The sequence below is a fragment of the Sphingobacterium sp. UBA6645 genome, from assembly GCF_002455685.1.
Classification (GTDB): Bacteria; Bacteroidota; Bacteroidia; order Sphingobacteriales; family Sphingobacteriaceae; genus Sphingobacterium; species Sphingobacterium hotanense.
The window spans coordinates 1-25,126 of sequence record NZ_DKLH01000045.1; the positions used below are offsets into that span (position 1 = coordinate 1).

A 25,126-nucleotide genomic window follows, 5' to 3' on the forward strand; every position below is an offset into this window, starting at 1 on the left:
AAAACTGAGATATCTTTCTTTTTTTTGAGGAATATCAGTAAGGGGGGGGGATTCCAATCCTTTGAAAATAGTCCTTTTTCAGAAAAAAAATATATGGTTAGATTCTTAAAATAGTTCTCTGCGCAGTTTCCAATATTGAAATAGATGCTCTGCAGCATCCTCATAATTCCCCATAATCATATCAATCTCCCCCAGTTTATCATGAATAGCCAGCTGCAATACTTTGTTATTCTCCTGGTCAGCAAGTATTTTCGCATGCTCTAGCTCTGATTTTGCTACACGATAGTTCTGTTGTATGAATTTCGAATAGCCGAGCATATACTCAATCTCCGGCAGGTCCATTTTAAAATTACGGGCTTTCGCAAGCTCGCGCGCCTGAATCAAGAACCATTGCGCCTCGGTATGCTTATTCTGGATCTGATATATTTTTGCTAGTTGAATCCAAGCTTTTGTTTTGCCTTGCGGATCCTTGCTCTTATTGTAAAGCGGGATGGCGCGACGTATGATGCTGTTCTCGGCCGCCCTATATTCCTTTTGGTATGCACGGATCAACGCTACACGAACCAGTGAATTCGCTTGATCGACATTACTTTTGTTGTTGACTGCCTGTTGTAGGTATCGCTCTTGCAGCGCATCAGCATCAGCGTAGCTGCCCTGAAATAAATGCGCAGTTGAAAGGTTAAACTGAACAACGCCCGCCTCCTCACGCAACTCGGTATGCTGAACTAGAGCTAACGCGTCGCCCAACAAGCTTATCGCTTTTTTTATGTCATTTTGCTTGATGGCTTCCAGCGCATACTGATTCGTTAAGCCAACGGCAAGACGCGTATTGTTGTTCTTCTTTAAAGAATTGATAAGCTCAGTCCATTTTTCCGGGCTGCTGGGATAAGGGTCGAATTGTTGCTTGATATAGGACGCATTGGAAGTTAATTGAAACTCCTCCACCAGATTTTGATGGTCCAGCTCCCGGGCAATCGAATCATAGAAACTCTTTTTCTCTTGATAGGAGTCCGCTAACACTTCTTCTTTGGTTCTTGGAGCAGGTAACACATACACCTCAGGCCCCACGCCTTTAAACTTGGGGTTGTACTTTGTAACAAAGCCCGCAGGATCCAATACCTCACTATCACTCTGAGCTTTCAGCCCGCTCATCAAAATTATTAGCCCTAGGGCCAATAGCACACGTACTTTGTTAAACATCCTTTACATTGCTTTTTTCAAAATTATCAATTCCATTTAGATTTCATAATTTGAACTGTTAATTAAAGGTCAGATTCGTATATATAAGGGTAACTTCTATACCTATGGTAAAAGTTTAGCCACATTTTGGCCTGTATAGGATCGGGCGCTTAGTAAACATTGCCTTTACCAGCAAAATTCGATAGTTTTGTTTTCTATGACAACAAGGATACCATTGGCCGAGCGTATGCGCCCTAAATCTATTGAAGATTATGTGGGGCAAAAGCATATTATAGGCGAAGGGGCCGTTTTAAGAAATGCAATTGAGCAGCAGGTCGTTCCGTCGATGATTTTTTGGGGTCCTCCCGGCGTCGGAAAGACAACCTTAGCTCTGCTAGTGGCAAAAGCATTGGCACGACCGTTTTATAGCCTTAGCGCCATTCAATCGGGCGTAAAAGAAGTTCGGGAGGTCATAGAAAAGGCCGAGCAGCTTAAGCAGTTCAATCAGGAGCAGCCTATACTTTTCATTGACGAGATACATCGATTCTCCAAATCACAGCAAGATTCTCTTTTGGGAGCCGTGGAGCGAGGGACCGTCACACTAATCGGAGCCACGACGGAAAACCCGTCCTTCGAGGTGATTTCGGCTTTACTTTCTCGATGCCAGGTCTATGTGCTGGAAGAATTGACCAAAGAAGATCTGGTGCACATCGTTGATAAGGCCCTTGCGGAAGACGAGTATCTCAAGGCTGAGCACATTAAAATTGAAGAGTACGAAGCATTGCTGCAGCTCTCGGGCGGCGACGCCAGAAAGTTATTGAACATCTTGGAATTAGTGAGCCAGGCCGCGATACATTCGCAACAAGCCGTCACTAACCAGTTCGTGGCCAGGCATGTGCAACAGAATAGAATCCGTTATGACAAGTCTGGCGAACAGCATTATGATATCATTTCGGCGTTTATAAAATCTATTCGGGGATCTGATCCCAACGCTGCGGTCTATTGGCTAGCGCGTATGATTGAAGGAGGGGAAGATCCTAAATTTATTGCCCGGCGCCTATTAATCTTAGCCTCAGAGGATATCGGGAATGCGAATCCGAATGCTTTGCTTTTAGCGAATAATTGCTTTCAAGCCGTTAACGTTATTGGCTGGCCGGAGTCCAGGATCATTCTTTCGCAAACCGTAACCTATTTGGCGAGTTCTGCGAAAAGCAATGCCGCCTATGAAGCGATTAACAAAGCGCAAGCCATGGTGAAGCAGACCGGGAATCTCTCCATCCCTCTGCATTTGAGAAATGCACCAACAAAATTGATGAAAGAGTTGGATTATGGCACTGACTATAAATATGCGCACGCCTTTTCAGGAAACTTTGTTGATCAAGAATATATGCCCGATCAGCTGCGAGGGGTTAAACTTTATGAGCCGGGAAAAAATGCGGCCGAAGAGAAGATGCGACAGTCCTTGAAGGAACGTTGGAAAGGAAAATATGGGTATTAAATTAAAGGGCGTTTAATAGACGAATATGTCAAATACATTTACAAGTATAGATTTTGAATTAGCAACAGCGAAATATAGTAGCGTTTGTGCAGTGGGCATCGTCAATGTCGTAGATGGTATTATTACTAATGAATTTTATAGTTTGGTAAGACCCCCCGAAAATAAATATATGTGGCAAACTTCCCGAATACATGGGATTAAGTCAAAACATACGGAAAATGCGCCAACTTTTATCGAACTATTTCCCGAGATCAATAGTTTAATACAAGGGCAGGCTATGGTTGCGCACGATGAGCTCTTGGATCGCTCGGTGCTGAAGGAGACCATGGGTTTCTACAATTTATCATACAAAGAGTTAGAACTTCCGCAAATGTGGGAGTGTACTAGTAAAATATATCGTGCATTAGGTTTTGAGAGAACAAAGCTGAGTATTTGTTGTGAAATCATGGGCGTTTCGCTTCAACACCACGATGCATTGTCAGATGCGCGAGCTACAGCCGAGCTCTATCTGAAGAAAGATCAAGTAAAAAATAATTTAAAAATCGGTTAATCATGAGTAAAATAATAAATGTGGTATTGTCTGGAGGCATTGGGTCAAGGTTATGGCCACTTTCCAGAAAAGCAAAACCTAAGCAGTACCTTCCTATTTTTGGCGGTAAAACGCTTTTTGAATTAACCGTCGAACGGAATCAACCCTTGGTTTCGAAAGTTACATTGGTGGGTTCTATTCAGAATAAAGATCTTGCAGAACCTTACTTGAGTAAGTTCAATAGTGATATCATCGCTGAAGCGGCACCAAGGAATACGGCTGCGGCCATTGCTTTTGCTGCATTTCACGCCGATCCAGATGACATATTGATTGTTACACCATCCGACCACCTCATCGAAGGAGAAGAAGATTATCAACAGGCAATCAATCAGGGTATTGTGTTTGCTCAGGAGGGATATATTGCCACTTTTGGAATTATCCCGACACGCCCGGAAACGGGCTATGGCTATATCGAACATGAGAGCAATACCGTGTTGGCCTTTCGTGAAAAGCCGAATGAGGAAACTGCACGCGATTTCCTAAAGAAGGGCTCCTTCCTTTGGAATTCCGGAATATTCTGTTTCAAAGCAGGTGTTTTCTTAGAAGAGCTGATGCGTTTTGAGCCTAAACTATATTCTGCTGCAGAAACGGCTTTTGAATATGCGCAAAACTTAGTTCTTGATGAAGAACACTCTTTACAGATTCCATCCAAGAGTATCGACTATGCCGTTCTTGAGCGTAGTGACCTGATAAAAGTCGTTCCTGCGAAGTTTCGTTGGTCAGATATGGGAGCGTTCGACTCTTTGTTTAGTTATCTTAAGGAAAAGGGGCATCCGGTAGACGAGAATGGCAACATTGTTGTAGGTACAAATAAGCATACGGTCTTTGTGGGTTTATCGAACTGCATGTTAATCAATACAGAGGATGCAGTATTAATTCTCGACAGAAATCGTTCGCAAGATGTTAAACAGATTTACGAATCATTGGAAAAAGGAAATTCTCTCTTAATTTAATATTTACTGTAGCGTTTATTTTACAGTCGTCGTATTCTATAAATAAGAATTAAAAATTAAATTTACAATGGTTTCACTTTATCCAGTCTACCTGTTTACTCGATAAATACCTTAATTATACGCTATGGGATTTTGGAATAATCTATTCGGAGGAAAAACGAAAAACGAAAATACGTATCTGAATAAGCTTTCTTGGATTACTTGGGATATCCACAATCATTTATTACCTGGGATAGACGATGGAAGTCCGGATGTCGAGCAATCTATGGAGTTGATCAAAGGGTTAAAAGATTTAGGGATTCATAAATCAGTATCTACACCACACGTCATGTTTGGTGTTCATAACAACACTCCTGAAACAATTCAGGCTGCGCATCAGTCCTTAACGTCCGCTTTGACGAATAATAATCTTGATTTTGAATTAAAGTATAGCGCTGAGTATATGATTGATGATCAATTGGAATCGATCATCGAAAACGATCAGCTGTGTCTGATGCCGAATAAATACGTGTTGATAGAAATGTCATATCTGTCGGAATCGAAAAGCTTATTCATTATTATTAAGAACTTATTGGAGCGTGGACTCCAACCGATATTGGCACATCCTGAAAGATATAATTACTACCACAATAATTTCAAGATATTTGAGGAGATTAAGAATGCAGGATGTATGCTACAGCTGAATTTACTTTCTATCAGTAAATACTACGGTGAGCATGTAAAAACTGCTGCGTTAACCTTAATCCGTGCAGGTATGTATGACTTTGTAGGCACTGATATGCACCATACTAGACACTTAGATGCTCTTAAGGGCGTAGTAACGAAGTATGATGTGCGTGAATTGCTACGCGATTGTCCGATTAAGAATGCAAGCATGTTTGAGGCCGTACAGGAAAAAAAAATTGCTTAAGGATCGTTAAATAGTTTACAAGGGTAGCGGTATAATCTCAGGCTATTGGGTTTTTAAGCCCTAGTAGGCCTTAACAAAAGTGCGGATATGCCTTCCAACCTATTTGGTACCAGTCTAATTTAATTTCTTTCTCTTCTGATCCGTTAACGTTGTGCGCAAATCCTCGGCTCTATTGTCGGCGTGATTATTGACTTTCGGCGCGTGCCCTCCAGAGAATAGTTACCTTCATGTGAAGAAATAGATTATTGCACTACTTATGAAGCTGAGATTGTAGTTCTGTCTTTTCTTCGCTGTCTTTCAACATGCTCAAAAAATACCGTGCATCTATTAAATCGGCGTCCTTTCTACTGATGAGATATTTGGAGACATAAAAAGACGCTTGTTGGAAAAGGTACTTTCGGCAATCGATGTTTACAGATATCCCCTTCTGATGGGGACCAAAAGACAAACCCGTTACCACATTATTGGAAGAGACGGATTTCACCTGGCTAAACTCAATGCCCTTGATGTTTAGGGTAATAGAAGGGTAGTAGAAATTTTGTGTTGCTGGAAATTTAACTTTGAGTCTAAGGGTGTTATTTTCGATTGAAGGAATCACTACGCAATGTTTTCGGTTATAATTATACTCAAATAGTTCTTCCTGTGAGGGAAACCAAAGCGAATCGGAGCCATCTTTTCCGAAAGTGTCATTCAACCATAACATAGACTCTATATAGCTGTTATCGGTTTCATGTACTGCTACATAAACCGCTTCTCGGCGGTCAAGGGGTACGGAACTTTGCTTTTTTACTAAAATTTTTATGTCATCTCCTGATAGCAAGAATTGTCTTAACATGGGTACTTTAACCATTGAGCTGTTTGCCATCGCAGGAATGAAAGGAGATGCGCCTGACTGCACCGCCATGGTTTGGATATCCAAGTCGGTAAAGCCTGCTTCTATATATCGTTTGTTCCCATGTGGTTCTACTAAGAGCTTAACTCGCCTGCCACGCAGTTCTTTGCTGCTAATTTCTTGTGCCAGCTGTAAATGTTTGGAAATAGAATCTACTGGAGCTGAATTTCCACTCATGAGATCGTGTAAAGCCACACCTGTTCCAAAGTTCACCATTTCTTTCACATTTGCCCATCGCAGACCCGCCTTCATAAAAAATCGATAAAAATTTTCTTGAAAACCTGTGTTCACGTTAGTTCCAGCATTCATGAAAGGCCATTGAGGAGAGATGGTCGTAGTGAAATGAAATCGCACCTCGTTTCCATGCCCGTCGGTACTCCCTAGTGTTTTTCCCAAGCTGTATACTGCGGGTGGAAGATCTCCCATCTCAAGATGCTCGTAATCATAATAGTAACTTTTGCCAACAGGGTTGTGCGGCGTTATTGGTTTCCCGTTGATCGCTGCCCAAGTGCGACAAAATGCGGAATGTTTACAATCATCCTGTGTTAGCATGAAAAGTAGGGACTTATTATACTTAAGTGGTGGGATGCTAGTGACAATTGATGTTACATTACCAGATAGAGGTTCTTTGAGTTCAATAGAGATTTCGGCCTCTGCGCCTTGGATTTCTGATTCGAAAGGATAAAGAAATTGCGCTATACTAGTTTCAACCGTATCGGACGGAAGAGAAACTGAGCTATCTTTTTCCTGATATAGATCTTTCTTCATACAGCCGTAGCCTGTCGCCAGGATAATGATTAAAAGTCTTGTGAAATTCTTCATATTGTAAACTTCCTGCTGGGGTTTGAAGATAAGAAACTTACGGTAACTTTTCAATCGACGGAAGTGATTTTTAGGTGACTTAAGACGTTTCCTAAAAAAAATGCTTAAAACCAATATCTGAAGCTTTCCATAAATACCCTGTCGAGTGGCGAATTGTGGTTTGGTATCCGTTGGATACATAGTGCTTCAATAGCCGAATTAGTAGGTCGCTTTTCAGTTATCGTATAGGGATTAGGATGCTTTGGTTTACCTGAAAGCATCAACCCTGTGATATTCCCGTGATATTCGTGTCGAGAAAATCATCTGTCTAGTATCGATGGTTGCATTATTTCTCCGAACTTTTTACACATATATGGATTTGCTCCTTCAGGTCTTCACGTTTAATTTATCTTTTTCACCAGCAGAGAAAGATGTTCCTCTACCATAAAGAAAAATACGTATTTTTGAACTATGAAACGATGTGTGCTTATAACCGGAGGAGCGGGTTTTATCGGCTCGCATGTAGTTCGGCAATTTGTTAATAAATATCCTCATTACCAGGTCGTAAATGTCGATGCATTAACTTATGCTGGAAATCTTGAGAACTTAAAGGACGTTGAGTCTGCTGCCAATTACGTTTTTGAAAAGGTCGACATTACTGATCGCGCAAGATTGCATCAACTATTCGAGTTCCATCAGCCTGATGGAATTATACATTTAGCGGCCGAATCCCATGTAGACAGGTCAATTTCAAATCCCTTAGCTTTCCTCTACACGAACGTCATCGGAACGGTCAATCTATTAGAGGAGGCTCGAATGGCATGGCGGGACGACTTGCTGGGAAAGCGATTTCATCATATTTCCACCGATGAAGTTTTCGGTGCTTTAGGTGATGAAGGCCTGTTCACAGAGGAAAATAAATACGAGCCACATTCGCCGTACTCTGCATCGAAAGCTTCTTCTGACCATTTCGTCAGAGCTTATCATGATACTTATGGACTTCCCGTAGTTATTACCAACTGTTCGAACAATTATGGTCCCAATCATTTTCCCGAGAAGTTAATTCCCCTTTGTATCAGCAATATTTTGGAAAATAAACCTTTGCCGATCTATGGGGACGGGAAATATACGCGCGATTGGTTATATGTCATCGATCATGCAAGGGCAATTGATCTCGTGTTTCATGAGGGCAAGAATGCAGCATCCTATAACATCGGCGGATTCAATGAATGGAAAAACATCGATTTGGTCAAGGAGCTGTGTAAGCAGATGGATGTGAAATTGGGCAGAGAGCAGGGTACGTCAGAACGTTTGATCACTTACGTTAAAGACCGCCCCGGGCATGACCTAAGGTATGCGATCGATGCTTCCAAAATTAATGCAGAGCTCGGCTGGAAACCTTCTGTAAGTTTCCAGGAAGGCCTTTCGCTTACTATAGATTGGTACTTGGAGAATAAAGATTGGTTACAGCAAGTAACGTCTGGAGATTATCAGAATTATTACGACGAACATTATTCAAAATAAAGACGGAATTTAATTGATGAAGGCGATAGAGACAGCATTACAGGGGTGCTTTATAATTGAACCCAAAATCATTGGAGACAGCAGAGGCTATTTCTTTGAGTCGTTTAATGAGTCCAAGTTTGCGGAAGCAGTCAAACAGGAGGTTCATTTTGTGCAGGATAATCAATCATTTTCCAGTTATGGCGTGTTAAGAGGTACACGCGCAGGCAGGTGAATATGCGCAGGCTAAACTCGTGCGTGTATTGCAGGGAGAAGTATTGGACGTTGCGGTTGATCTGAGGAAGGATTCGCCTACATACGGGCAGCATATTTCTGTGCTGCTGTCAGCAGAGAATAAAAAACAGCTTTTTGTTCCACGTGGTTTCCTGCATGGCTTCCTCGTGCTCTCCCAGACTGCTGAGTTTTTCTATAAATGCGACAATTTCTATAATAAAGATGCTGAAATCGGAGTCAAGTTTGATGATCCGACCTTGGCAATAGATTGGAAAATTGCCCTCGATGAGATGATCATCTCTGAAAAGGATCAAAGTTTACCTTATCTAAATCAACTAGATCGCTAATGGAGGAATTCATCAAACCGACTGTTTTGCTGATTGGATCTAAAGGGCAATTAGGTTCGGAATTAAAAGCCTTATTAGCGGAGTCTGATAAGTATAACAGCATATATGTAGATAGAACGCTCTTTCCATTAGAAGAGCTCGAGCATATTCAAGAACGGTTATCAAGGTTTAGTCCGCAATTTATTATCAATGCTGCTGCCTATACAGCGGTAGATAAAGCGGAAGAAGAGTTCGAGTTAGCAAATCTGATCAATCATCTAGCCGTCAAAGAAATGGCCATCTATGCAGAACGGGCAAGCTGTCATCTAATTTCCATTTCCACAGATTATGTCTTTGATGGACATAACACTAGCCCCTGGAAGGAGGATGATCCCGTTAATCCGATCAATGTTTATGGGAAAACTAAGGCGTTGGGAGAAATGGCCATCATGCAGGAAAATCCAAACGCTATCATCCTTCGAACATCCTGGGTCTATTCTTCTTATGGATCGAATTTCGTGAAAACAATGCTTCGCCTGATGGCTTCGAAAGAGGAACTGTCTATCGTGGATGATCAGGTAGGAAGTCCGACTTATGCTAAGGATTTAGCCTTATGCATTATCAGCATGCTCGATAGTAAGATTTGGGTGCCAGGAATTTACCACTATGCCAATGAAGGGCATTTATCTTGGTTTAACTTTGCCGCAGCGATTAAGGAAGAAATAAAATTCGATTGCATGTTAAAACCGGTCCCGAGTTCCGCATATGAGACTGCGGCAGAGCGGCCTAAATACTCGGTTTTAGATAAATCGAAAATAAAAAGTACTTTTGGTATTCAGATACCCCACTGGGAAACTAGCTTGAAGAACATGCTAGCAGACTGGACGAGTAAAACGGGTTTGTAAATAAATATCATGAAAGGAATAATCTTAGCAGGTGGCTCTGGCACACGTTTGCATCCGTTAACGCAGGTGATCTCAAAACAATTACTTCCTGTATACGATAAGCCCATGATTATTATCCGCTTTCGGTGCTGATGATGGCGGGCATTCGAGAAATTTTGATTATTTCCACGCCTACAGACCTGCCCCATTTCCAGCGGCTTTTTGGCTCAGGAAGCCAGCTGGGGCTTACTATCTCTTATGCCCCGCAGCCGAGTCCTGATGGTCTAGCGCAAGCATTTATAATCGGCGACGAATTTATTGGCCAGGATGATGTGTGCTTGATACTTGGAGATAATATTTTTTATGGTGCAGGTCTGCAGGTGTTGCTCCAGGAGGCAAAACAAAAGGTCGAGAATAATAAAAATGCGGTTGTATTCGGCTACTATGTTGACGACCCGGAGCGATATGGTGTAGCATCTTTCGACGCTGATGGAAAAGTCCTCCATATTGAAGAGAAGCCTGAGGATCCGCAATCGAATTACGCGGTTGTTGGACTATACTTCTATCCAAATAGCGTAATTTCTATCGCCAAGGGGGTTAAACCCTCGGCAAGATGTGAGCTTGAAATCACTTCTGTCAATCAAGCATATCTCAATCAAGGTAGTTTACACCTACAGCTACTAGGGCGAGGTTTCGCCTGGCTGGATACAGGTACACACGAATCCCTTTCTGAAGCAACCGAGTTTATAAAGACCATTGAAAAAAGAACATCCTTAAAGGTCGCTTGTTTAGAAGAGATCGCTATTCTGAAAGGGTTCGTGGATAAGGATCAGGTATTGAAAGCGATTAGCGATAAAAAAGGTGATTATTACGATTATGTGAGGCGTATTGCCAAATAGTCCGCAAGTATTTTTTCTGCTACATCGAAATAATTCTGTTTCGGCATTTCGATTTTTTTTGAGATTTTTATATTAATGTACTCAAAACCGATACTGTTAACCTGTATTCAATTACTGTTTTTGTGCCTCTTAAATTTATCCGGCAAAAATCCCTACGCGTACTTATTGGACGTCAAAGGGGAAAAGGCAGTGATGGAAGAAGCGTTACGGTCCAAAGTCAATTTTGGAAAAGATACATTAGCCATCCATAAAAACCTAGACCCACTCCTTGATTTTGCGAACGAAAAGAAAAGTGCTAAACTAAAGTGGGCCTATTACATGTTGATGGCGGATGCCTTTTCCATTGCTTTTGATAATGTAAATGATCGAACCGATCGTTATTTCCAGTTAGCATTAAATACGATCGCCGATGGGAAAGAGGAGGGCTTAGAAATGCTGACGAACATACGTTGGGGCTATTACTATTTCACCTATAGAAACGTAGCGCGGGCCTTTCCTTATTTTTTAAGAGCAAATGAGTTCCAAGAACGTGTATTGTCGGCGACTATTCCCTTGGTGCCGCTTCATTATGGCTATATGGCGAATTTTTATAGCTATATTGGCGATCATAAGAAAGCGATAATCTATCTCAAGCTCGGTATTCCCTATACGGAAGAGATGAGTCGAAAACGTATAGATATGTTCAACGCTATCGGTGTTTATTTACGGCGCGACTTTCAGATGTCGGAATCTGAAGATTATTTCAAACACGCGCTAAAAGTTGCTGAAAATGCTAAAGACTCCGTCTGGATAGGTATCATTTCTGGTAATTTAGCAGATTTTGAAAGAACCCGGGGGAATCTGGATAAATGTCTGGAGCTGATACAGCGGAACATCGAATATTCGGAGAAGTTTCATGAACCCCTAGATGCCATGCGAGCAAACATCGCTCTTGCCGATATCTATATACAGCGAGGGCAATGGAAAAATGCAAAAGAAGCGCTTTACAAGGCGGAAGGCTATGTGGAAGATAAACCGTACTTTCTGCAATACAAAAAAGAGATCGCAAAAGCATTTGCAGATATCGCGCACGGCGAAGGTAATAATCCTAAAGAATTAATTCATTTGCAGCAATATCTCGCGCTGAATGATAGTTTGACTAAACAGTCGAATCATGATATGATGCAGAAGATCTACTGGCAATGGGAATCGGAGCGTTATAATCAAGCTGTCGCGACAGCAGAAATGAAAAAAGCGCAGACTCAGCAGAAATATCAATTAGTAGGTATTCTGTTGCTTTTGGTATTTGTGATCATACTGTTATTGATCAACCGCTCGAGAAATAAAGAACGAATAAGATCTGCGCTACTGGAGAAAGAGCAGCTACGTTTGGCTTTCGAAAAAAGTCAGGTCGATCAAGAATTAATGGTTCTGCGTGATTCTCTTCAGGAGTTTACCAATACGATAAAGCAAAATGATGCGACCATACAGCAGTTAAGGATGGAGGTGAAACATGGCGATGACCTAGATCCTGCCTACCAAGACAAGATCAACGATAGTCTGAGCGATATGCTTGAAACGCATATCATGACTGATGAGCGTTGGATGAAATTTAGAAAAGTATTCGACCGCGTGTATCCCGGTTTCCTGATCGGGCAGAAAGCCATATATCCTAAGCTATCAGAAAATGATCTGAGGCTACTGGCTTTAATGAAATTGGACCTCAGCAATCGCAGTATGGGCGATCTTCTGGGAGTTTCGATAGAAGCAATAAAAAAAGCAAAGCAAAGACTAAAGAAAAAGCAGGAAGCTATAGAAAGTCACGTTTAAAAAGACCCTATTCTATGGGTGGTTTTGCTTATGGAATTGATAAATAATTGTTTAGTGATTTATCCCGTGGAGTGGGTTTAACCGACTTGTAGCGATTTGTCCACCTTTTGTCCACCCCTTCAAATTTCCAAAAATCGACTATTGCATCTAAATTTGACTCATTCTCTAACGAGATCAATAAAAGTAATTAAAACCACGATGAACTATTTATTATTAACCGCGATCATTCCATTAGCTGTCGGAATCTTCTTTATCTATCGAAGACTTTCCTATAGCAATTTCGATAATTATGCTGACCTAAACGTGAGCGTATTATTAGACCAGAACAATGGGGATTTTAATTCCCATTACGGATGCATAATTTTTCAACTTCCAAGCTACGGGGAACATGTGAAAGAAGTTGTTATCACGGGTGTGCAAAGCAGCAACAAGCACATCCGTGTAAATGCATTCGAAAAATTGAATTTCTTCCTGACTCCTGGGAAATCAACAGAGAGTGCGATGCGATCAATCGGTTTCTCCATTAGCAATAAAGCCTTGTTGAATCATAAAGGGCAACAAGAGAGCGTGATTGTTAAAGGATATATCATTGATAGAAAAGGGGAGAAGAAATCATATTTAAAGACTTCCTATTATACTTTACAAGATTTTTCCAAAGAGAACTTTGGGAATCAATTGGTGAAGACTAAGGGATTAGCAGTGTAATCCATATTTTTAGTTTGTTAAGAGCATCGGGCAGTCATGTTGCGAAGCTTTTCCTTTCAGTTATCAACTGATTTTATAATCAATCGTTTGCATCCTGCTTTTCCATTGTGTTAACATAAGTTTAATACACGGAAAGCCTTTAAAGAATTTGTTTTAATCAAAATGTTGAGTACTTTTGTTGCTCAATACTGACACATGTTAGACTCGCTAATTACCTCGAAGACCCGATTGAAATTGCTTATCAAATTTTTTGTTTCGGCATCAAATAAGGGATACTTACGCGGTATAGCCGAGGAATTCAACGAGTCGACCAATGCAGTAAGAAAAGAACTCAACCAGCTGACAGATGCTGGATACCTAAATCGAAATCAAGAGAACCAGCGAATTTATTATCGAGCAAATACGCAGCACCCCTTGTTTGACTCGCTTCAGAACCTGGTGAGAAAATATCTAGGTATCGACAAGGCGATCGAACATGTATTGGAGAAGTCTGGCGATATCGAGCAGGTTTGTCTTCTTGGTGATTATGCGAAGGGTATTGATTCCGGTACGATTGAAGTGATGGTGCTGGGTACAGCCATTGATGTTGAATACCTGACCCAACTGGGCGCTAAGATTGAAATTTTATTGGATAAGAAGATTATGATCTATTTTGAGAAGCCGTCGGAAGTTCAACAGCAGATCATCCTTTTTGAAAAAGAAGATCATAGGTAATTATTAAGGATTAGCAGAATTCGAATGAGCATTAATAAAATAGCGTGTATTGGAGCTGGATACGATGGGGAACCGACCATGTCCGTCATTGCTCAGAAGAATCCGGATATAAAGGTCACTGTAGTAGACTTAAATGTAGATCGAATAAACGCATCGAACAACGAGAATCTAGATAATCTACCGGTATATGAGCCAGGTCTTGATGCAGTTGTAGCAGAAGCGCGAGGTAGAAATCTTTTGTTCTCTACCGATGTGAATAAAGCGATCGTCGATGCCGATATGATTTTTATTTCGGTAAATACGCCGACAAAAACATACGGTAAGGGTAAAGGTCAAGCCGCTGATTTTAAATTTATTGAGTTATGCGCTAGGCAGATTGCGGATGTAGCAACTTCTTCCAAGATCATCGTAGAGAAATCGACCATCCCTGTTCGTACAGCAGCGACGATCAAAAGCATATTAGATCATACAGGAAAAGGCGTGCAGTTCCATGTGCTTTCCAATCCTGAGTTTTTAGCGGAAGGCACCGCTATACAGGATCTACATAATCCCGATCGTATTTTGATCGGAGGGGAGGATCAGGAAGCCATACAGGCCCTAAAGCAGATTTACGAGGCATGGGTTCCCGAGGAAAGAATCATAACGACTAATCTTTGGTCTACGGAACTTTCCAAGCTGGTAGCAAACGCTTTCCTTGCGCAACGCGTTTCCTCCATCAACTCTATCTCGGAGCTTTGCGAGGTAACTGGAGCAAATGTGGACGAGGTAGCGAACGCCATCGGACAGGATTCGAGGATAGGTGCTAAATTTTTAAAAGCATCCGTTGGATTTGGGGGTTCGTGTTTTCAAAAGGATTTATTAAATTTAGTATAAATTGCCAGGCTTAGTAACCGGAATGAAGTAAGGGTTATTAAGGGTCCGGTAATCAAATTCAGTGCTCCCGAAAAAACTAGATTCGCAGAAAAGATGATGCAATCTATGTTTAATACAGTAAATGGCAAGAAAATTGCTTTTCTGGGGTGGGCGTTAAAAAAACACAAACCATACACGATAATCAACAGCGATTTATACCGCCTATCACCTCCTAGAGGAGCAAGTGCAAATTAGCTTGTTTGACTGGGAAGTACAAAAACATCAGATATACAAGGGCTTAAACTTTTAAAAACTCGCTCCCAACATGAAATAAAGAATTTTTGAAAGAAATTGTTAATCCTACGAAGTTCGCCAAGATGCACACGGTATAGCAATTTTTACAAAATTGGATGAATTTGAATACTATGATTGGATGAAAATTAAGGGCATTATGAAAAAGCCTGCTTTTTTTGGATGGGGAAAGTTGTTGCATAGGAAAGAGCAGAAATATTTAGATTTTGTCTATTATGTTATTGGAGAATAATTGATCCTTAACGCTTAACGATAAATACTATGAAAGAAATAGAAAAAAGTGAGCATGCAAATTTTGCGGCAAAACGTCACGATTATAATCCTGGACCTCGCGTAGGTATCACTTTTAGTACGTTCGATTTATTACACGCAGGGCACATCATGATGCTAGCGGAAGCCAAGCGACAATGTGATTATTTAATCTGCGGTCTGCAAATGGATCCTACTTTGGATAGACCAGAAAAAAATGCTCCAACACAAACCGTAGTCGAAAGATATATTCAACTAAGAGGATGTGTTTATGTTGATGAGATCGTTCCTTACTCTACGGAGCAAGACTTAGAAGATATTTTAAAATCTTTTAAGCTGGATGTTCGTATCGTTGGGGATGAATATAAAGATCGTGATTTTACAGGAAGAAAATACTGTGAAGAGAAAGGAATCGAGCTATATTTCAACAGCAGAGATCATCGATTTTCGAGCTCGGGATTGAGAAAGATCGTGGCGGATAAGGAGAATGCGAAGAATGGTAAAGCTTAAAGACTAAAATATTCGTCAAGTGTATACAGATCAACAGGATAAAATAGCAGTCATTGGATTGGGATATGTCGGCCTTCCACTCGCGTTGGAATTTGGTCGGCTGTTTTCTGTTGTTGGATTTGATATCGATCGAAAGAGAATAGATCAATTAAGGTTACGGAATGACGAAACATTAGAGGTTGATCTCAAGGAGGCCAATGCGATAAAAGCTTATCTTACGAATGAAGTAGGCTTATATCTTAGTAGTTCTGCCGCTGATATTAAAGATTGTAATATTTACATTGTTACTGTTCCAACTCCAATTGATAGTTACGATGTTCCAAACTTACAGCCATTAAAATACGCGACCGAATTGGTTGCGAACTGTTTGAAAAAGAACGACATAGTTATCTACGAATCTACGGTTTACCCTGGCTGTACGGAGGAGGAGTGTGTGCCGCTTTTGGAAGAAAAGTCGGGATTTCGTCTGAATAAAGATTTTTTTATCGGCTACTCTCCAGAACGGATCAATCCTGGCGATAAAGTGAACACTCTGGTCAATGTTGTTAAGATTACGTCGGGTTCAGATGAAGATACTGCCAGTCGTGTGGATGAACTTTACCGAAAAATCATTAAAGCAGGGACATTTAAGGCTGCCTCGATTCGTGTGGCGGAGGCTGCTAAGGCAATCGAAAATGCGCAACGTGATGTTAATATATCATTTGTAAATGAATTGGCCTTGATTTTTGATCGGATTGGTATTGATACGCAAGACGTGTTAGACGCTGCTGCTACAAAATATAATTTTCTTCCATTCAAACCAGGTTTGGTCGGTGGACATTGTATTTCGGTAGATCCTTTTTATTTAGCGCATAAAGCATCTCAAGTTGGATATCAACCACACGTGATCCTTTCGGGTCGGCGTGTGAATGAACAAATGGCGAGTTTTGTTGCTTCAAAAGTGGTCAAGCTCATGTCGGCAAAAGATATTCTCATCAAAGGCGCGCGCGCATTGATTTTGGGAATAACATTTAAGGAGAATTGTCCGGATATCCGTAATTCTAAAGTTGTCGATATCTATCGTGAACTACAGGATTATGGCATTAAAGTCGATGTATATGATCCTTGGGCGAGCCCAGAGAAAGTCCGTGCTCAATTTGATATTAATTTGTTGCGAAATCTACAGGGAATAAAACACAATTCTGAGAAAGAAATCAATAAGAGAAAGCAGCATACGCAAAATTATTCAGATTTTGAAAATGTGCTGGAACATGTTGTTCTTTCGGAACAGCAGTCAGATAAATATGACGCAATAATTCTTGCTGTTGCACACAAGAATTTTAATAATCTTGATATCACCGAGCTTAAGAAAGATAATGCGGTGATATTTGATACTAAAGGGGTACTTGATCGTAATCTAGTCGATTCTCGCTTATAATGGTAAAGAGTAAGCGAATATTAAAAAAGGACAAGCTGTAAAATATAAAAAATGGGAAAAACAATTTTGATCACTGGCGGGGCCGGATTCATTGGTTCACACGTTGTACGTGAATTTGTCAATAATTATCCAAGCTACAAAATCATTAATCTTGATGCATTGACTTACGCTGGAAATCTTGAGAATCTAACAGATATTCAAAATGCTGACAACTATGAGTTTGTGAAGGCGGATATTACAGATCAGGATAAGATTAATCGGATTTTTGAACAATATAAACCTGATGGAGTTATTCATTTGGCTGCAGAATCTCATGTCGACCGATCGATCACTGATCCGACGGCATTTGTGATGACAAATGTTATCGGTACTGTGAATTTGTTGAATGCGGCAAAAGAATTATGGAAGGATAATTTTGAAGGTAAATTGTTCCATCATGTATCTACGGACGAGGTATATGGTACCTTAGGTGATAATGGACTTTTTACGGAGGAAACGGCTTATGATCCACATTCGCCATACTCGGCTTCAAAAGCATCGTCAGATCATTTTGTAAGAGCCTATCACGATACCTATGGTTTGCCTATCGTACTGACCAACTGTTCAAACAATTACGGTCCGAACCATTTTCCGGAAAAGTTAATACCGCTTTGTATACATAATATATTGAACAATAAACCTCTGCCAATTTATGGAGACGGGAAATTTACGCGAGATTGGCTTTTTGTGAAAGATCACGCTAGAGCAATTGATCTTGTTTTTCATAAAGGTCAGATTGGAGCATCCTATAATGTTGGTGGCTTCAATGAATGGCAAAATATTGATCTTGTAAAAGAGCTTTGTAAACAGATGGATCAAAAGTTAAATCGTACGCCCGGTACTTCAGCGCAATTGATCACCTTCGTAAAGGATCGTCCTGGACATGACCTTCGTTATGCGATTGATGCGACAAAAATTAATAAAGAATTAGGATATCAGCCATCTGTTACTTTTGAAGAGGGCTTGTCGATTACTATTGATTGGTTCCTAAGCAATAAGGAGTGGTTGGAGCATGTAACGTCGGGCGACTACCAAAGATATTACGACAAACAATATAACAAAAGCAATTAATTCGAGCATGAAAGCGACGGAAACGAAGTTAAAGGGCTGTTTTATTTTGGAGCCTGCGGTATTTGGAGATAGTCGGGGATATTTCTTTGAGAGTTTCAATGAAAATACCTTCAACCAATTAACTGGAACACAGACGAAATTTGTACAGGATAATCAATCATATTCTACGCGGGGCGTATTGCGAGGTCTGCATGCGCAAGCGGGAGAACATGCTCAAGCAAAGCTAGTACGTGTAATAGAAGGCGAAGTATTAGATGTGGCTGTTGATGTGCGCCCAGGATCTGCAACCTATGGTGAATATGTTGCGGTTAATCTGAGTGCTGAAAATAAATTGCAATTGTTTGTACCTAGAGGTTTTTTACACGGTTTTGTTGTATTGAGCGAAACAGCAACTTTCTTTTACAAGTGTGATAATTTCTATAACAAAGAGTCGGAATGTGGCGTTCATCCGTTCGACGCAGAATTGGCGGTTGATTGGCAGATCGCGCTTGATGAGGTACAGTTGTCGGATAAGGATAAATTGGCACCTAGTTTTAAGGAGGTCTTCGGCGTATGAAAATCATAGTTACTGGTCGCAATGGGCAGTTAGGTTCAGAACTCTACGATATTTTAAGTTCTCAGCCGGATAAGGAATGTATTTTTCTTGATAGAGAAACATTGCCTTTGGATCAACCTGAAAAAATTGCCAAAGCATTATCTGCATATAAGGCTGATTACTTTATTCACGCAGCGGCATATACCGCTGTGGATAAAGCCGAATCGGAAGAAGAGCTTGCGGACAAGGTTAATCATCAATCTTCTGCAGAGATTGCAAAATATTGCGCGGAGAATGGAGTTAAAATTATTGCAATCTCAACGGACTACGTTTTTGATGGCAATTCCTCGCGTGCATTATGCGAGGACGCCGCAGTTGATCCGATTAATGTGTATGGGGCGACAAAGCTAAGCGGAGAGCAAGCTATTCAAAAGTATGATCCAAATGCGATCATTATTCGCACTTCTTGGGTCTATTCAACATATGGCAACAATTTTGTTAAAACGATGATACGATTGATGACAGAGCGAGAGGAAATTTCGGTCATTAACGATCAAATCGGTTCACCCACATACGCTCATGATTTGGCAAACGCGATAGTTGATATTATTAACACCGAAAAATGGTTGCCGGGAATTTATCATTTTAGTAATGAAGGAGAGACTACTTGGTATGATTTTGCAGCGGCCATCAAAGAAATTAAAGGATTAAATTGTAAAATTAATCCGATCCCTACTACTGCATATCCAACACCAGCGAAGAGACCGGCTTATTCTCTGCTGGATAAACAAAAAATAAAGCAACATTATGGAGTGGAAGTTCCTTTCTGGAGGAATAGTTTGGAACGTATGTTGGATAAATTATATTAAAGCGCTAATTATATACAAATATGAAAGGAATTATTTTAGCTGGAGGTTCTGGCACGCGACTACATCCATTGACTTTAGCTGTTAGTAAACAATTAATGCCAGTTTATGATAAACCGATGATTTATTATCCATTGTCAACCTTATTGCTTGCTGGGATTAAAGAAATTTTGATTATTTCCACGCCTCAGGATCTGCCTAACTTTGAGAAGCTATTGGGAGATGGTCGCCGAATCGGTTGCAGATTTGAATACAAGGAACAACCAAGTCCGGATGGTTTGGCTCAAGCTTTTATATTGGGTGAGGAGTTTATCGGTGATGACAAGGTAGCATTGATTCTTGGAGATAATATTTTTTATGGATCGGGAATGTCTAAATTGTTACAGTCCTGTGCTGATCCTGAAGGTGGTTATGTTTTTGCGTATCCTGTTCACGACCCTGAGCGTTACGGAGTGGTGGAATTTGATGGTGAAAAAAATGTAGTCTCTATTGAAGAGAAGCCATTGGAACCCAAGTCAAATTATGCGGTCCCTGGATTGTATTTCTATGATAATGATGTTGTGGAGATTGCGAAAAACATTAAACCGTCTCATCGTGGTGAATTGGAAATAACTGACGTAAATAAAGAATACTTAAAAAGAGGGAAACTGAAAGTGGGAGTATTTGATCGTGGTACAGCATGGTTGGATACAGGCACAATACAATCGTTGATGCAGGCAGGTCAATTTGTACAAGTAATCGAAGAGCGGCAGGGTTTGAAAATTGGTGCGATTGAAGAAATTGCTTATCGAATGGGATATATAGACAGAGAACAACTTCGAACAATTGCTGAACCTTTGAAGAAGTCTGGTTATGGAGAGTATTTAGAAAAGCTTTAATCGTGGCGTTAGGTAAAAATATAGTATTCACTTCCATATTAACTGTTTCTAATTATATCGTTCCATTAATTGTATTTCCATACGTTTCTAGAGTGTTGGGCGTTGTAAATTTAGGAAAATTTGGGTTTGTTGAAAGTGTTGTAAGCTTCGCACTTTTGTTTTCGATGTTTGGCATTTACAATCTCGGTGTTCGAGAGATTGCTAAATCTAGAGGAAACCAAGATAGTCTTAACGCAACATTTTCCAGTTTGTTTTTTCTAAATGCTATTAATACAATCATTGTCTTTTTCATTTTCATATTTCTAATTTTTACCTATCAGAAGTTTTTCGAATATAAAAATTTGTTGTTTTTTGGGTCTTTTAATATTTTGTTTAATTTATTTCTAATTCAATGGTTTTTCATTGGAATGGAAAAAATTAGTTTTGTAGTATATAGGACTATAGCATTAAGGATTTTGTATGTAGCGTTGGTTTTTATTTTTGTTAAGAATACAGATGATTATGACGTTTACTATTTGCTTTCGGTATTGTTCGTTTTTTTTAACGCTATAGTCAATTGGTTTTATTCACGTAATTTTGTTCGCCTTTCAATAAGGCTCATCAATTTCAAGACCTACCTTTCCGCTTATTTTCAGCTGGGCTTATATGCTATTTTAACTTCTCTATATACTACGTTCACTGTTACTTACTTAGGTATTGTAAAAAGCGAAGCAGATGTGGGTTTGTATACGACCGCAGTAAAAATACAGACTCTGTTCTTGGCATTATTTACGGCAGTTTCTACTGCAGTTGTACCTTACGTGAGTAAATTAGTTCACGAGAAGAATATGGAAGGGATTAAAGATGTTGTTGGGAAAGTTCAACAACTATTGATGTCTATAGGGTTACCTATTGTTATTTGTTTAGTGGTGCTTGCAAGCGAAATTATCAATATTATTTCGGGGAGAGAGTATATAAATGCATCCATACTACTACAAATTATCGCTCCGACAATCGTCCTAATTGGCTTTGCTCAAATACTGGTTTTACAATTATTAATACCATTTGGTAATGATAAAATTGTTCTAAGAAACGCACTAGTGGGAGCTACTATTGGAATTGTCTTGAATGTAATTTTAGTAAATAAATTTGGAGCGATCGGATCTGCTATCGTTTGGTTATTTTCGGAAATTGTCGTTTTAGTGCTTGCTCAAATTGCAGTTAACCGGATGTATCATATCAACATTTTAGACTCAAAAGTAATCAAGCAATTATTTAGTGCTATCCCGTATGTGATTATTTGCATCATTTTCAAAAGATTAGGGTTTTCTCCGATTATAACTTTAGCGCTGGTCGGTTTATCTTTTTTCTCGTACTTTATTTTCTTAAACATTTTTGTTACAAAAAACCCACTTCTAAATAATATTCTACAAAGAATTAAAAATTAAAATCCTATGTCAAGAACGTTATCAATTGCATTTTATTTACCTCAATTTCATCCTGTAAAAGAAAACAATGAGTGGTGGGGAGAGGGCTTTACTGAATGGACTAATGTTGGTAAAGCGAAGAAGTATTTTACATCGCATTATCAACCACGTGTTCCAAAAGATCTTGGGTATTATGATTTGAGGGTTCCAGAAACCAGAAAGGCGCAGGCAGAGTTGGCTAAGGAGTATGGAATAGACGCATTCTGTTATTGGCATTACTGGTTCGGTAATGGGAAAAGATTATTGGAGAAGCCACTTAATGCCGTACTGGAGCTTGGGGAACCAGATTTTCCATTTTGTCTCGCTTGGGCAAATGAGTCATGGAAAGGCTTTCCACATGGGCTGAAGAACAGAAATACGCTGATAGAACAGACTTACCCAGGTGAAGAGGACTTTGTATCTCACTTTTATGAAATGCTACCGGCATTTAAGGATAAGCGGTATCTTCGAATTGACAATAAACTAGTATTTGTAATTTATAAACCACTTGCCGATAAACAAATTAGCACATTTATCGAGGTTTGGAGAAAACTTGCGAAGGAGAACGGATTAAATGATTTCTTTTTTATAGGACATATAAATGAATCTAAAATTGAAGTTGAAGATGTCTTACGTTTAGGTTTCGATGCAGTCAATACAGTGCGACTGAGTGAATTTGGACTTGCGTTAAACTCTTTTCCTTATAGGTTGTATAAATATGCAGAAAGAACTATCTTGAAATTGCCTCGACGCTATCCCTTTAAGAAGATTATGAAATATTTTATCAACTCTGACGTTGATTCGCGTGAGAATGTCTTTCCTAGTGTAATTACAGGCTGGGATCATACACCAAGAAGTGGGAGTGATGGATTAATTTTTACAGGATTTGAACCAGAGGTTTTTGAAGAATATTTAGAAGATATATTTGAAGTAACCAAAAACAAGAAAAATAACATCATTTTTGTAAAATCATGGAATGAATGGGCAGAGGGAAATTATTTGGAACCTGATATGAAATATGGCAAGGCATTCTTAGAGGTCTTCAAAAAGATAAAAACAAAATATGAGCGATAATTTTGAACCCAAATCACCGATGATATCGGTTATTATACCTGCATTTAATGTTGTTAATTTTTTAGAACGTTGTGTAAACAGTATTATCAACCAAAATTTCAACAATTTCGAAATTATAATTGTTGATGATGGCAGCGATGACGGTACTGGAGAGTTATGTCTTAATTTAGCGAATGGAAATAAGAATATTTCTGTAGTGCGACAAGAAAACGCTGGTGTGAGTGCTGCACGGAATGTGGGGTTTCAAAAATCAAGAGGTGATTGGATCTTTTTTCTAGATGCTGACGATTGGGTTGATAAAGATATATTCGGAGTTTTTGAATCAGATAGGGGATTGCAAAATATTGACGCGATTCAATTCGGACATCGATTAATCCGAGAAGATGGACATATTTTACGTGAGACGAAACCGTCGAATAACGCAGTATTTGATAATGCAGAAGATTTAGTTCAAAAAAATGAGTATTTTTTAATGAATATTACTTTCTGTTTTTTTCGGGCACAAAAGGTGAGGGAACTAGGCCTTTTATTTTCTAAAGGTATTAGGTACGCAGAAGACCTGGAATTTGGGGTAAAATACTATTCGCATTGTAACGGTATATTGCAAATTGATAAAGTTTACTATAATTATTTCGTTCGCAACGATTCTGCAATGCAAACAGGCGTAACGATTCAAAGTCTTTTTGATCATATTGATGTTGCAACTAATTTAATCGCTTTTTTTAACATAAGACCGACGCCTCATAAAGAATTCAAGCGAATTCAGTTATCTTATATGATTAAGAGTTTTATTTCTAGATCCCTATTAACAAATTGGTCTAGGGAGAATAAGGAAAAAGCACAAAAATACTATAATAACTTTTATGATGCTAATGTGGCAATCGTAGGACCTTTAGATATCTTGTTTCGTTTGGGCAGAATTAATATTTCAATATGTAGATTTTTATATATGGCGAAGACAAAATTTTTTCTATAATGTTGATTTACCTAATTTTACTTTTATCTCATCTAGCTTTTCATCGTTCGAGAAGTAAAATCCTTTTTATCATTAGCTTCTTAGTTCTATTTTTCGTGATGGGATTTAGAGGTTTGGAAGTTGGTACGGATGTATTGCAATATAACAATGACTTCGACATTTATGCAACTTCCGGGCTAGTATTCTCAGTTGAACCTTTTTGGTACTATTTGAATGCTTCTGTCATTTATTTTGGCGGAGAATTCAGACATGTTTTAATTGTTTCTTCTGTTCTGATACTACTTCCGATCTACGTAGTAGTGTGGAAAAAATCGGAATATCCATTTCTTTCCTTGTTTTTTTTTATAGGACTATACTATTATTGCAATAGCTTTAATGCAGTTCGGCAATTCATTGGAGTTTCGTTATCGATGTATGCATTTTATAGGTATGTTATGGATTCACAAAAATTAAATCTAAAAACTGGTTTGATTTTTTTGTCTGCTGTTCTATTTCATTATTCCTCTTTAATTTGGATTCCTTGCTTATTTTTAGCTCGATTGCTTAGAAAATTTTCTACGTCTCTTCAACTTTTTGTATTTGTTTCTTATTTGCTAGGTTCTTTTTTAGCGGATTTTGTGATAAGGCTGGCGGTCGTTGTGACAGGATATGAAATTGAGTTATTGAATATTTGGGGAAATATGGCAACCGGATTAGTGTTGATTCTAATATTTCTTTTGATAAATTATTCTATAAAAGTCAAAGACAATTTGTTTTACATATTTTGTAGTTTTGTTATTCTATCTAATTTATTAATTAGAATTCCATATGGATACCGACTAGTCCTATTTGTAGGAGTCTTTCAAATCCTTTTATTCTCCAACTTATCAAATAATTTAAATATGTCAGTTTCGGACCGAAAGATAGTGAGGCTTATTTTAATCATTTATGCTATCTTGAATATGATATATTACCTTTCTTTAAACTTTGGAGATGTTGTTCCATATTATTTTGAAAATTTATAGAT

22 protein-coding genes and 2 pseudogenes are annotated in these 25,126 nt (G+C 39.2%); 22 read left to right on the forward strand and 2 right to left on the reverse strand.

What is annotated here, in order from left to right; genetic code table 11:
- Window positions 1–105: 105 nt before the first annotated feature.
- Window positions 106–1,200 (reverse strand): tetratricopeptide repeat protein, encoded by a 1,095-nt coding sequence (locus B2400_RS07355; protein ID WP_293932204.1) that lies wholly within the window; start codon window positions 1,198–1,200, stop codon window positions 106–108.
- A 196-nt stretch (window positions 1,201–1,396) separates the two neighbouring features.
- Here B2400_RS07355 and B2400_RS07360 point away from each other — a divergent pair, with 196 nt between their 5' ends.
- From B2400_RS07360 to B2400_RS07375, 4 genes are all read left to right on the forward strand, one after another.
- Complete coding sequence (locus tag B2400_RS07360) at window positions 1,397–2,677, forward strand: replication-associated recombination protein A (RefSeq protein WP_293932206.1); 1,281 nt, start codon at window positions 1,397–1,399, stop codon at window positions 2,675–2,677.
- Between the two features lie 25 nt (window positions 2,678–2,702).
- The gene (locus B2400_RS07365; protein ID WP_286650901.1) at window positions 2,703–3,227 is read left to right on the forward strand and encodes an exonuclease domain-containing protein; all 525 of its coding nucleotides are present in this window, start codon (window positions 2,703–2,705) and stop codon (window positions 3,225–3,227) included.
- A 2-nt stretch (window positions 3,228–3,229) separates the two neighbouring features.
- Window positions 3,230–4,219 carry a mannose-1-phosphate guanylyltransferase gene (locus tag B2400_RS07370; RefSeq protein WP_293932209.1) on the forward strand — a complete coding sequence of 330 codons (990 nt, stop codon included), beginning with the start codon at window positions 3,230–3,232 and terminating at the stop codon, window positions 4,217–4,219.
- 124 nt (window positions 4,220–4,343) lie between these two features.
- Window positions 4,344–5,129, forward strand: coding sequence for a tyrosine-protein phosphatase (locus B2400_RS07375; protein ID WP_293932211.1), 786 nt, complete (start codon window positions 4,344–4,346; stop codon window positions 5,127–5,129).
- 250 nt (window positions 5,130–5,379) lie between these two features.
- On the opposite strand, the gene B2400_RS07380 is transcribed toward B2400_RS07375, so the two are convergent.
- Entirely contained in the window at window positions 5,380–6,843 is a 1,464-nt protein-coding gene (locus tag B2400_RS07380; RefSeq protein WP_293932213.1) for a hypothetical protein, read from the reverse strand.
- A gap of 450 nt (window positions 6,844–7,293) precedes the next feature.
- On the opposite strand from B2400_RS07380, the gene rfbB (B2400_RS07385) reads away from it, so the two are divergent.
- The 18 genes and pseudogenes from rfbB (B2400_RS07385) (at window position 7,294) to B2400_RS17865 (ending at window position 25,124) form a co-directional block, all read left to right on the forward strand.
- On the forward strand, window positions 7,294–8,346 hold the full coding sequence (gene rfbB, locus B2400_RS07385) for a dTDP-glucose 4,6-dehydratase (protein WP_293932215.1): 1,053 nt from the start codon (window positions 7,294–7,296) through the stop codon (window positions 8,344–8,346).
- Between the two features lie 16 nt (window positions 8,347–8,362).
- Window positions 8,363–8,906: pseudogene (gene rfbC / locus B2400_RS07390) on the forward strand (dTDP-4-dehydrorhamnose 3,5-epimerase).
- The gene (gene rfbD / locus B2400_RS07395) at window positions 8,906–9,790 is read left to right on the forward strand and encodes a dTDP-4-dehydrorhamnose reductase (RefSeq protein WP_293932217.1); all 885 of its coding nucleotides are present in this window, start codon (window positions 8,906–8,908) and stop codon (window positions 9,788–9,790) included. Before rfbC (B2400_RS07390) ends, rfbD (B2400_RS07395) begins: the two are co-directional and overlap by 1 nt.
- 9 nt (window positions 9,791–9,799) lie before the next feature.
- Window positions 9,800–10,668, forward strand: a pseudogene (rfbA, locus tag B2400_RS07400) (glucose-1-phosphate thymidylyltransferase RfbA).
- A gap of 192 nt (window positions 10,669–10,860) precedes the next feature.
- Window positions 10,861–12,477 carry a hypothetical protein gene (locus B2400_RS07405; protein WP_293932219.1) on the forward strand — a complete coding sequence of 539 codons (1,617 nt, stop codon included), beginning with the start codon at window positions 10,861–10,863 and terminating at the stop codon, window positions 12,475–12,477.
- 198 nt (window positions 12,478–12,675) lie between these two features.
- Window positions 12,676–13,182 (forward strand): hypothetical protein, encoded by a 507-nt coding sequence (locus B2400_RS07410; protein ID WP_293932221.1) that lies wholly within the window; start codon window positions 12,676–12,678, stop codon window positions 13,180–13,182.
- 195 nt (window positions 13,183–13,377) lie between these two features.
- Window positions 13,378–13,896, forward strand: a complete 519-nt coding sequence (locus B2400_RS07415; RefSeq protein ID WP_293932223.1) for a winged helix-turn-helix domain-containing protein — start codon at window positions 13,378–13,380, stop codon at window positions 13,894–13,896.
- Between the two features lie 24 nt (window positions 13,897–13,920).
- The gene (locus B2400_RS07420) at window positions 13,921–14,769 is read left to right on the forward strand and encodes a nucleotide sugar dehydrogenase (protein ID WP_293932225.1); all 849 of its coding nucleotides are present in this window, start codon (window positions 13,921–13,923) and stop codon (window positions 14,767–14,769) included.
- Between the two features lie 552 nt (window positions 14,770–15,321).
- On the forward strand, window positions 15,322–15,819 hold the full coding sequence (locus tag B2400_RS07425) for an adenylyltransferase/cytidyltransferase family protein (protein WP_293932227.1): 498 nt from the start codon (window positions 15,322–15,324) through the stop codon (window positions 15,817–15,819).
- Between the two features lie 19 nt (window positions 15,820–15,838).
- Window positions 15,839–17,236: a nucleotide sugar dehydrogenase gene (locus tag B2400_RS07430; RefSeq protein WP_293932229.1), complete on the forward strand. Its 1,398-nt coding sequence runs from the start codon at window positions 15,839–15,841 to the stop codon at window positions 17,234–17,236.
- Between the two features lie 51 nt (window positions 17,237–17,287).
- Complete coding sequence (gene rfbB / locus B2400_RS07435) at window positions 17,288–18,346, forward strand: dTDP-glucose 4,6-dehydratase (protein WP_293932231.1); 1,059 nt, start codon at window positions 17,288–17,290, stop codon at window positions 18,344–18,346.
- 7 nt (window positions 18,347–18,353) lie between these two features.
- Window positions 18,354–18,902 (forward strand): dTDP-4-dehydrorhamnose 3,5-epimerase, encoded by a 549-nt coding sequence (gene rfbC / locus B2400_RS07440; protein ID WP_293932233.1) that lies wholly within the window; start codon window positions 18,354–18,356, stop codon window positions 18,900–18,902.
- Window positions 18,899–19,750 (forward strand): dTDP-4-dehydrorhamnose reductase, encoded by an 852-nt coding sequence (rfbD, locus tag B2400_RS07445; protein WP_293932235.1) that lies wholly within the window; start codon window positions 18,899–18,901, stop codon window positions 19,748–19,750. The genes rfbC (B2400_RS07440) and rfbD (B2400_RS07445) overlap by 4 nt, the downstream gene beginning before the upstream one ends.
- 20 nt (window positions 19,751–19,770) lie before the next feature.
- Complete coding sequence (gene rfbA / locus B2400_RS07450) at window positions 19,771–20,625, forward strand: glucose-1-phosphate thymidylyltransferase RfbA (protein WP_293932237.1); 855 nt, start codon at window positions 19,771–19,773, stop codon at window positions 20,623–20,625.
- A gap of 2 nt (window positions 20,626–20,627) precedes the next feature.
- Window positions 20,628–22,052, forward strand: coding sequence for an oligosaccharide flippase family protein (locus tag B2400_RS07455; protein ID WP_293932239.1), 1,425 nt, complete (start codon window positions 20,628–20,630; stop codon window positions 22,050–22,052).
- A 6-nt stretch (window positions 22,053–22,058) separates the two neighbouring features.
- Window positions 22,059–23,144 carry a glycoside hydrolase family 99-like domain-containing protein gene (locus tag B2400_RS07460; RefSeq protein WP_293932241.1) on the forward strand — a complete coding sequence of 362 codons (1,086 nt, stop codon included), beginning with the start codon at window positions 22,059–22,061 and terminating at the stop codon, window positions 23,142–23,144.
- Window positions 23,134–24,120 carry a glycosyltransferase family 2 protein gene (locus tag B2400_RS07465; RefSeq protein WP_293932243.1) on the forward strand — a complete coding sequence of 329 codons (987 nt, stop codon included), beginning with the start codon at window positions 23,134–23,136 and terminating at the stop codon, window positions 24,118–24,120. Before B2400_RS07460 ends, B2400_RS07465 begins: the two co-directional genes overlap by 11 nt.
- Entirely contained in the window at window positions 24,120–25,124 is a 1,005-nt protein-coding gene (locus tag B2400_RS17865) for an EpsG family protein (RefSeq protein WP_414712985.1), read from the forward strand. Before B2400_RS07465 ends, B2400_RS17865 begins: the two co-directional genes overlap by 1 nt.
- The last annotated feature ends 2 nt before the right edge of the window (window positions 25,125–25,126 follow it).

Excerpts from the sequence above, each read along its gene's own strand:
- rfbD (WP_293932235.1), top strand. The coding sequence starts at position 18,899 with ATGAAAATCATAGTTACTGGTCGCAATGGGCAGTTAGGTTCAGAACTC.
- rfbB (WP_293932215.1), top strand. The coding sequence starts at position 7,294 with ATGAAACGATGTGTGCTTATAACCGGAGGAGCGGGTTTTATCGGCTCG.
- B2400_RS07465 (WP_293932243.1), top strand. The coding sequence starts at position 23,134 with ATGAGCGATAATTTTGAACCCAAATCACCGATGATATCGGTTATTATA.
- B2400_RS07370 (WP_293932209.1), top strand. The coding sequence starts at position 3,230 with ATGAGTAAAATAATAAATGTGGTATTGTCTGGAGGCATTGGGTCAAGG.
- B2400_RS17865 (WP_414712985.1), top strand. The coding sequence starts at position 24,120 with ATGTTGATTTACCTAATTTTACTTTTATCTCATCTAGCTTTTCATCGT.
- B2400_RS07360 (WP_293932206.1), top strand. The coding sequence starts at position 1,397 with ATGACAACAAGGATACCATTGGCCGAGCGTATGCGCCCTAAATCTATT.
- B2400_RS07380 (WP_293932213.1), bottom strand. The coding sequence starts at position 6,843 with ATGAAGAATTTCACAAGACTTTTAATCATTATCCTGGCGACAGGCTAC.
- B2400_RS07365 (WP_286650901.1), top strand. The coding sequence starts at position 2,703 with ATGTCAAATACATTTACAAGTATAGATTTTGAATTAGCAACAGCGAAA.
- B2400_RS07425 (WP_293932227.1), top strand. The coding sequence starts at position 15,322 with ATGAAAGAAATAGAAAAAAGTGAGCATGCAAATTTTGCGGCAAAACGT.
- B2400_RS07415 (WP_293932223.1), top strand. The coding sequence starts at position 13,378 with ATGTTAGACTCGCTAATTACCTCGAAGACCCGATTGAAATTGCTTATC.
- B2400_RS07355 (WP_293932204.1), bottom strand. The coding sequence starts at position 1,200 with ATGTTTAACAAAGTACGTGTGCTATTGGCCCTAGGGCTAATAATTTTG.
- B2400_RS07375 (WP_293932211.1), top strand. The coding sequence starts at position 4,344 with ATGGGATTTTGGAATAATCTATTCGGAGGAAAAACGAAAAACGAAAAT.
- rfbA (WP_293932237.1), top strand. The coding sequence starts at position 19,771 with ATGAAAGGAATTATTTTAGCTGGAGGTTCTGGCACGCGACTACATCCA.
- B2400_RS07420 (WP_293932225.1), top strand. The coding sequence starts at position 13,921 with ATGAGCATTAATAAAATAGCGTGTATTGGAGCTGGATACGATGGGGAA.
- rfbD (WP_293932217.1), top strand. The coding sequence starts at position 8,906 with ATGGAGGAATTCATCAAACCGACTGTTTTGCTGATTGGATCTAAAGGG.
- rfbB (WP_293932231.1), top strand. The coding sequence starts at position 17,288 with ATGGGAAAAACAATTTTGATCACTGGCGGGGCCGGATTCATTGGTTCA.
- B2400_RS07410 (WP_293932221.1), top strand. The coding sequence starts at position 12,676 with ATGAACTATTTATTATTAACCGCGATCATTCCATTAGCTGTCGGAATC.
- rfbC (WP_293932233.1), top strand. The coding sequence starts at position 18,354 with ATGAAAGCGACGGAAACGAAGTTAAAGGGCTGTTTTATTTTGGAGCCT.
- B2400_RS07460 (WP_293932241.1), top strand. The coding sequence starts at position 22,059 with ATGTCAAGAACGTTATCAATTGCATTTTATTTACCTCAATTTCATCCT.
- B2400_RS07405 (WP_293932219.1), top strand. The coding sequence starts at position 10,861 with ATGGAAGAAGCGTTACGGTCCAAAGTCAATTTTGGAAAAGATACATTA.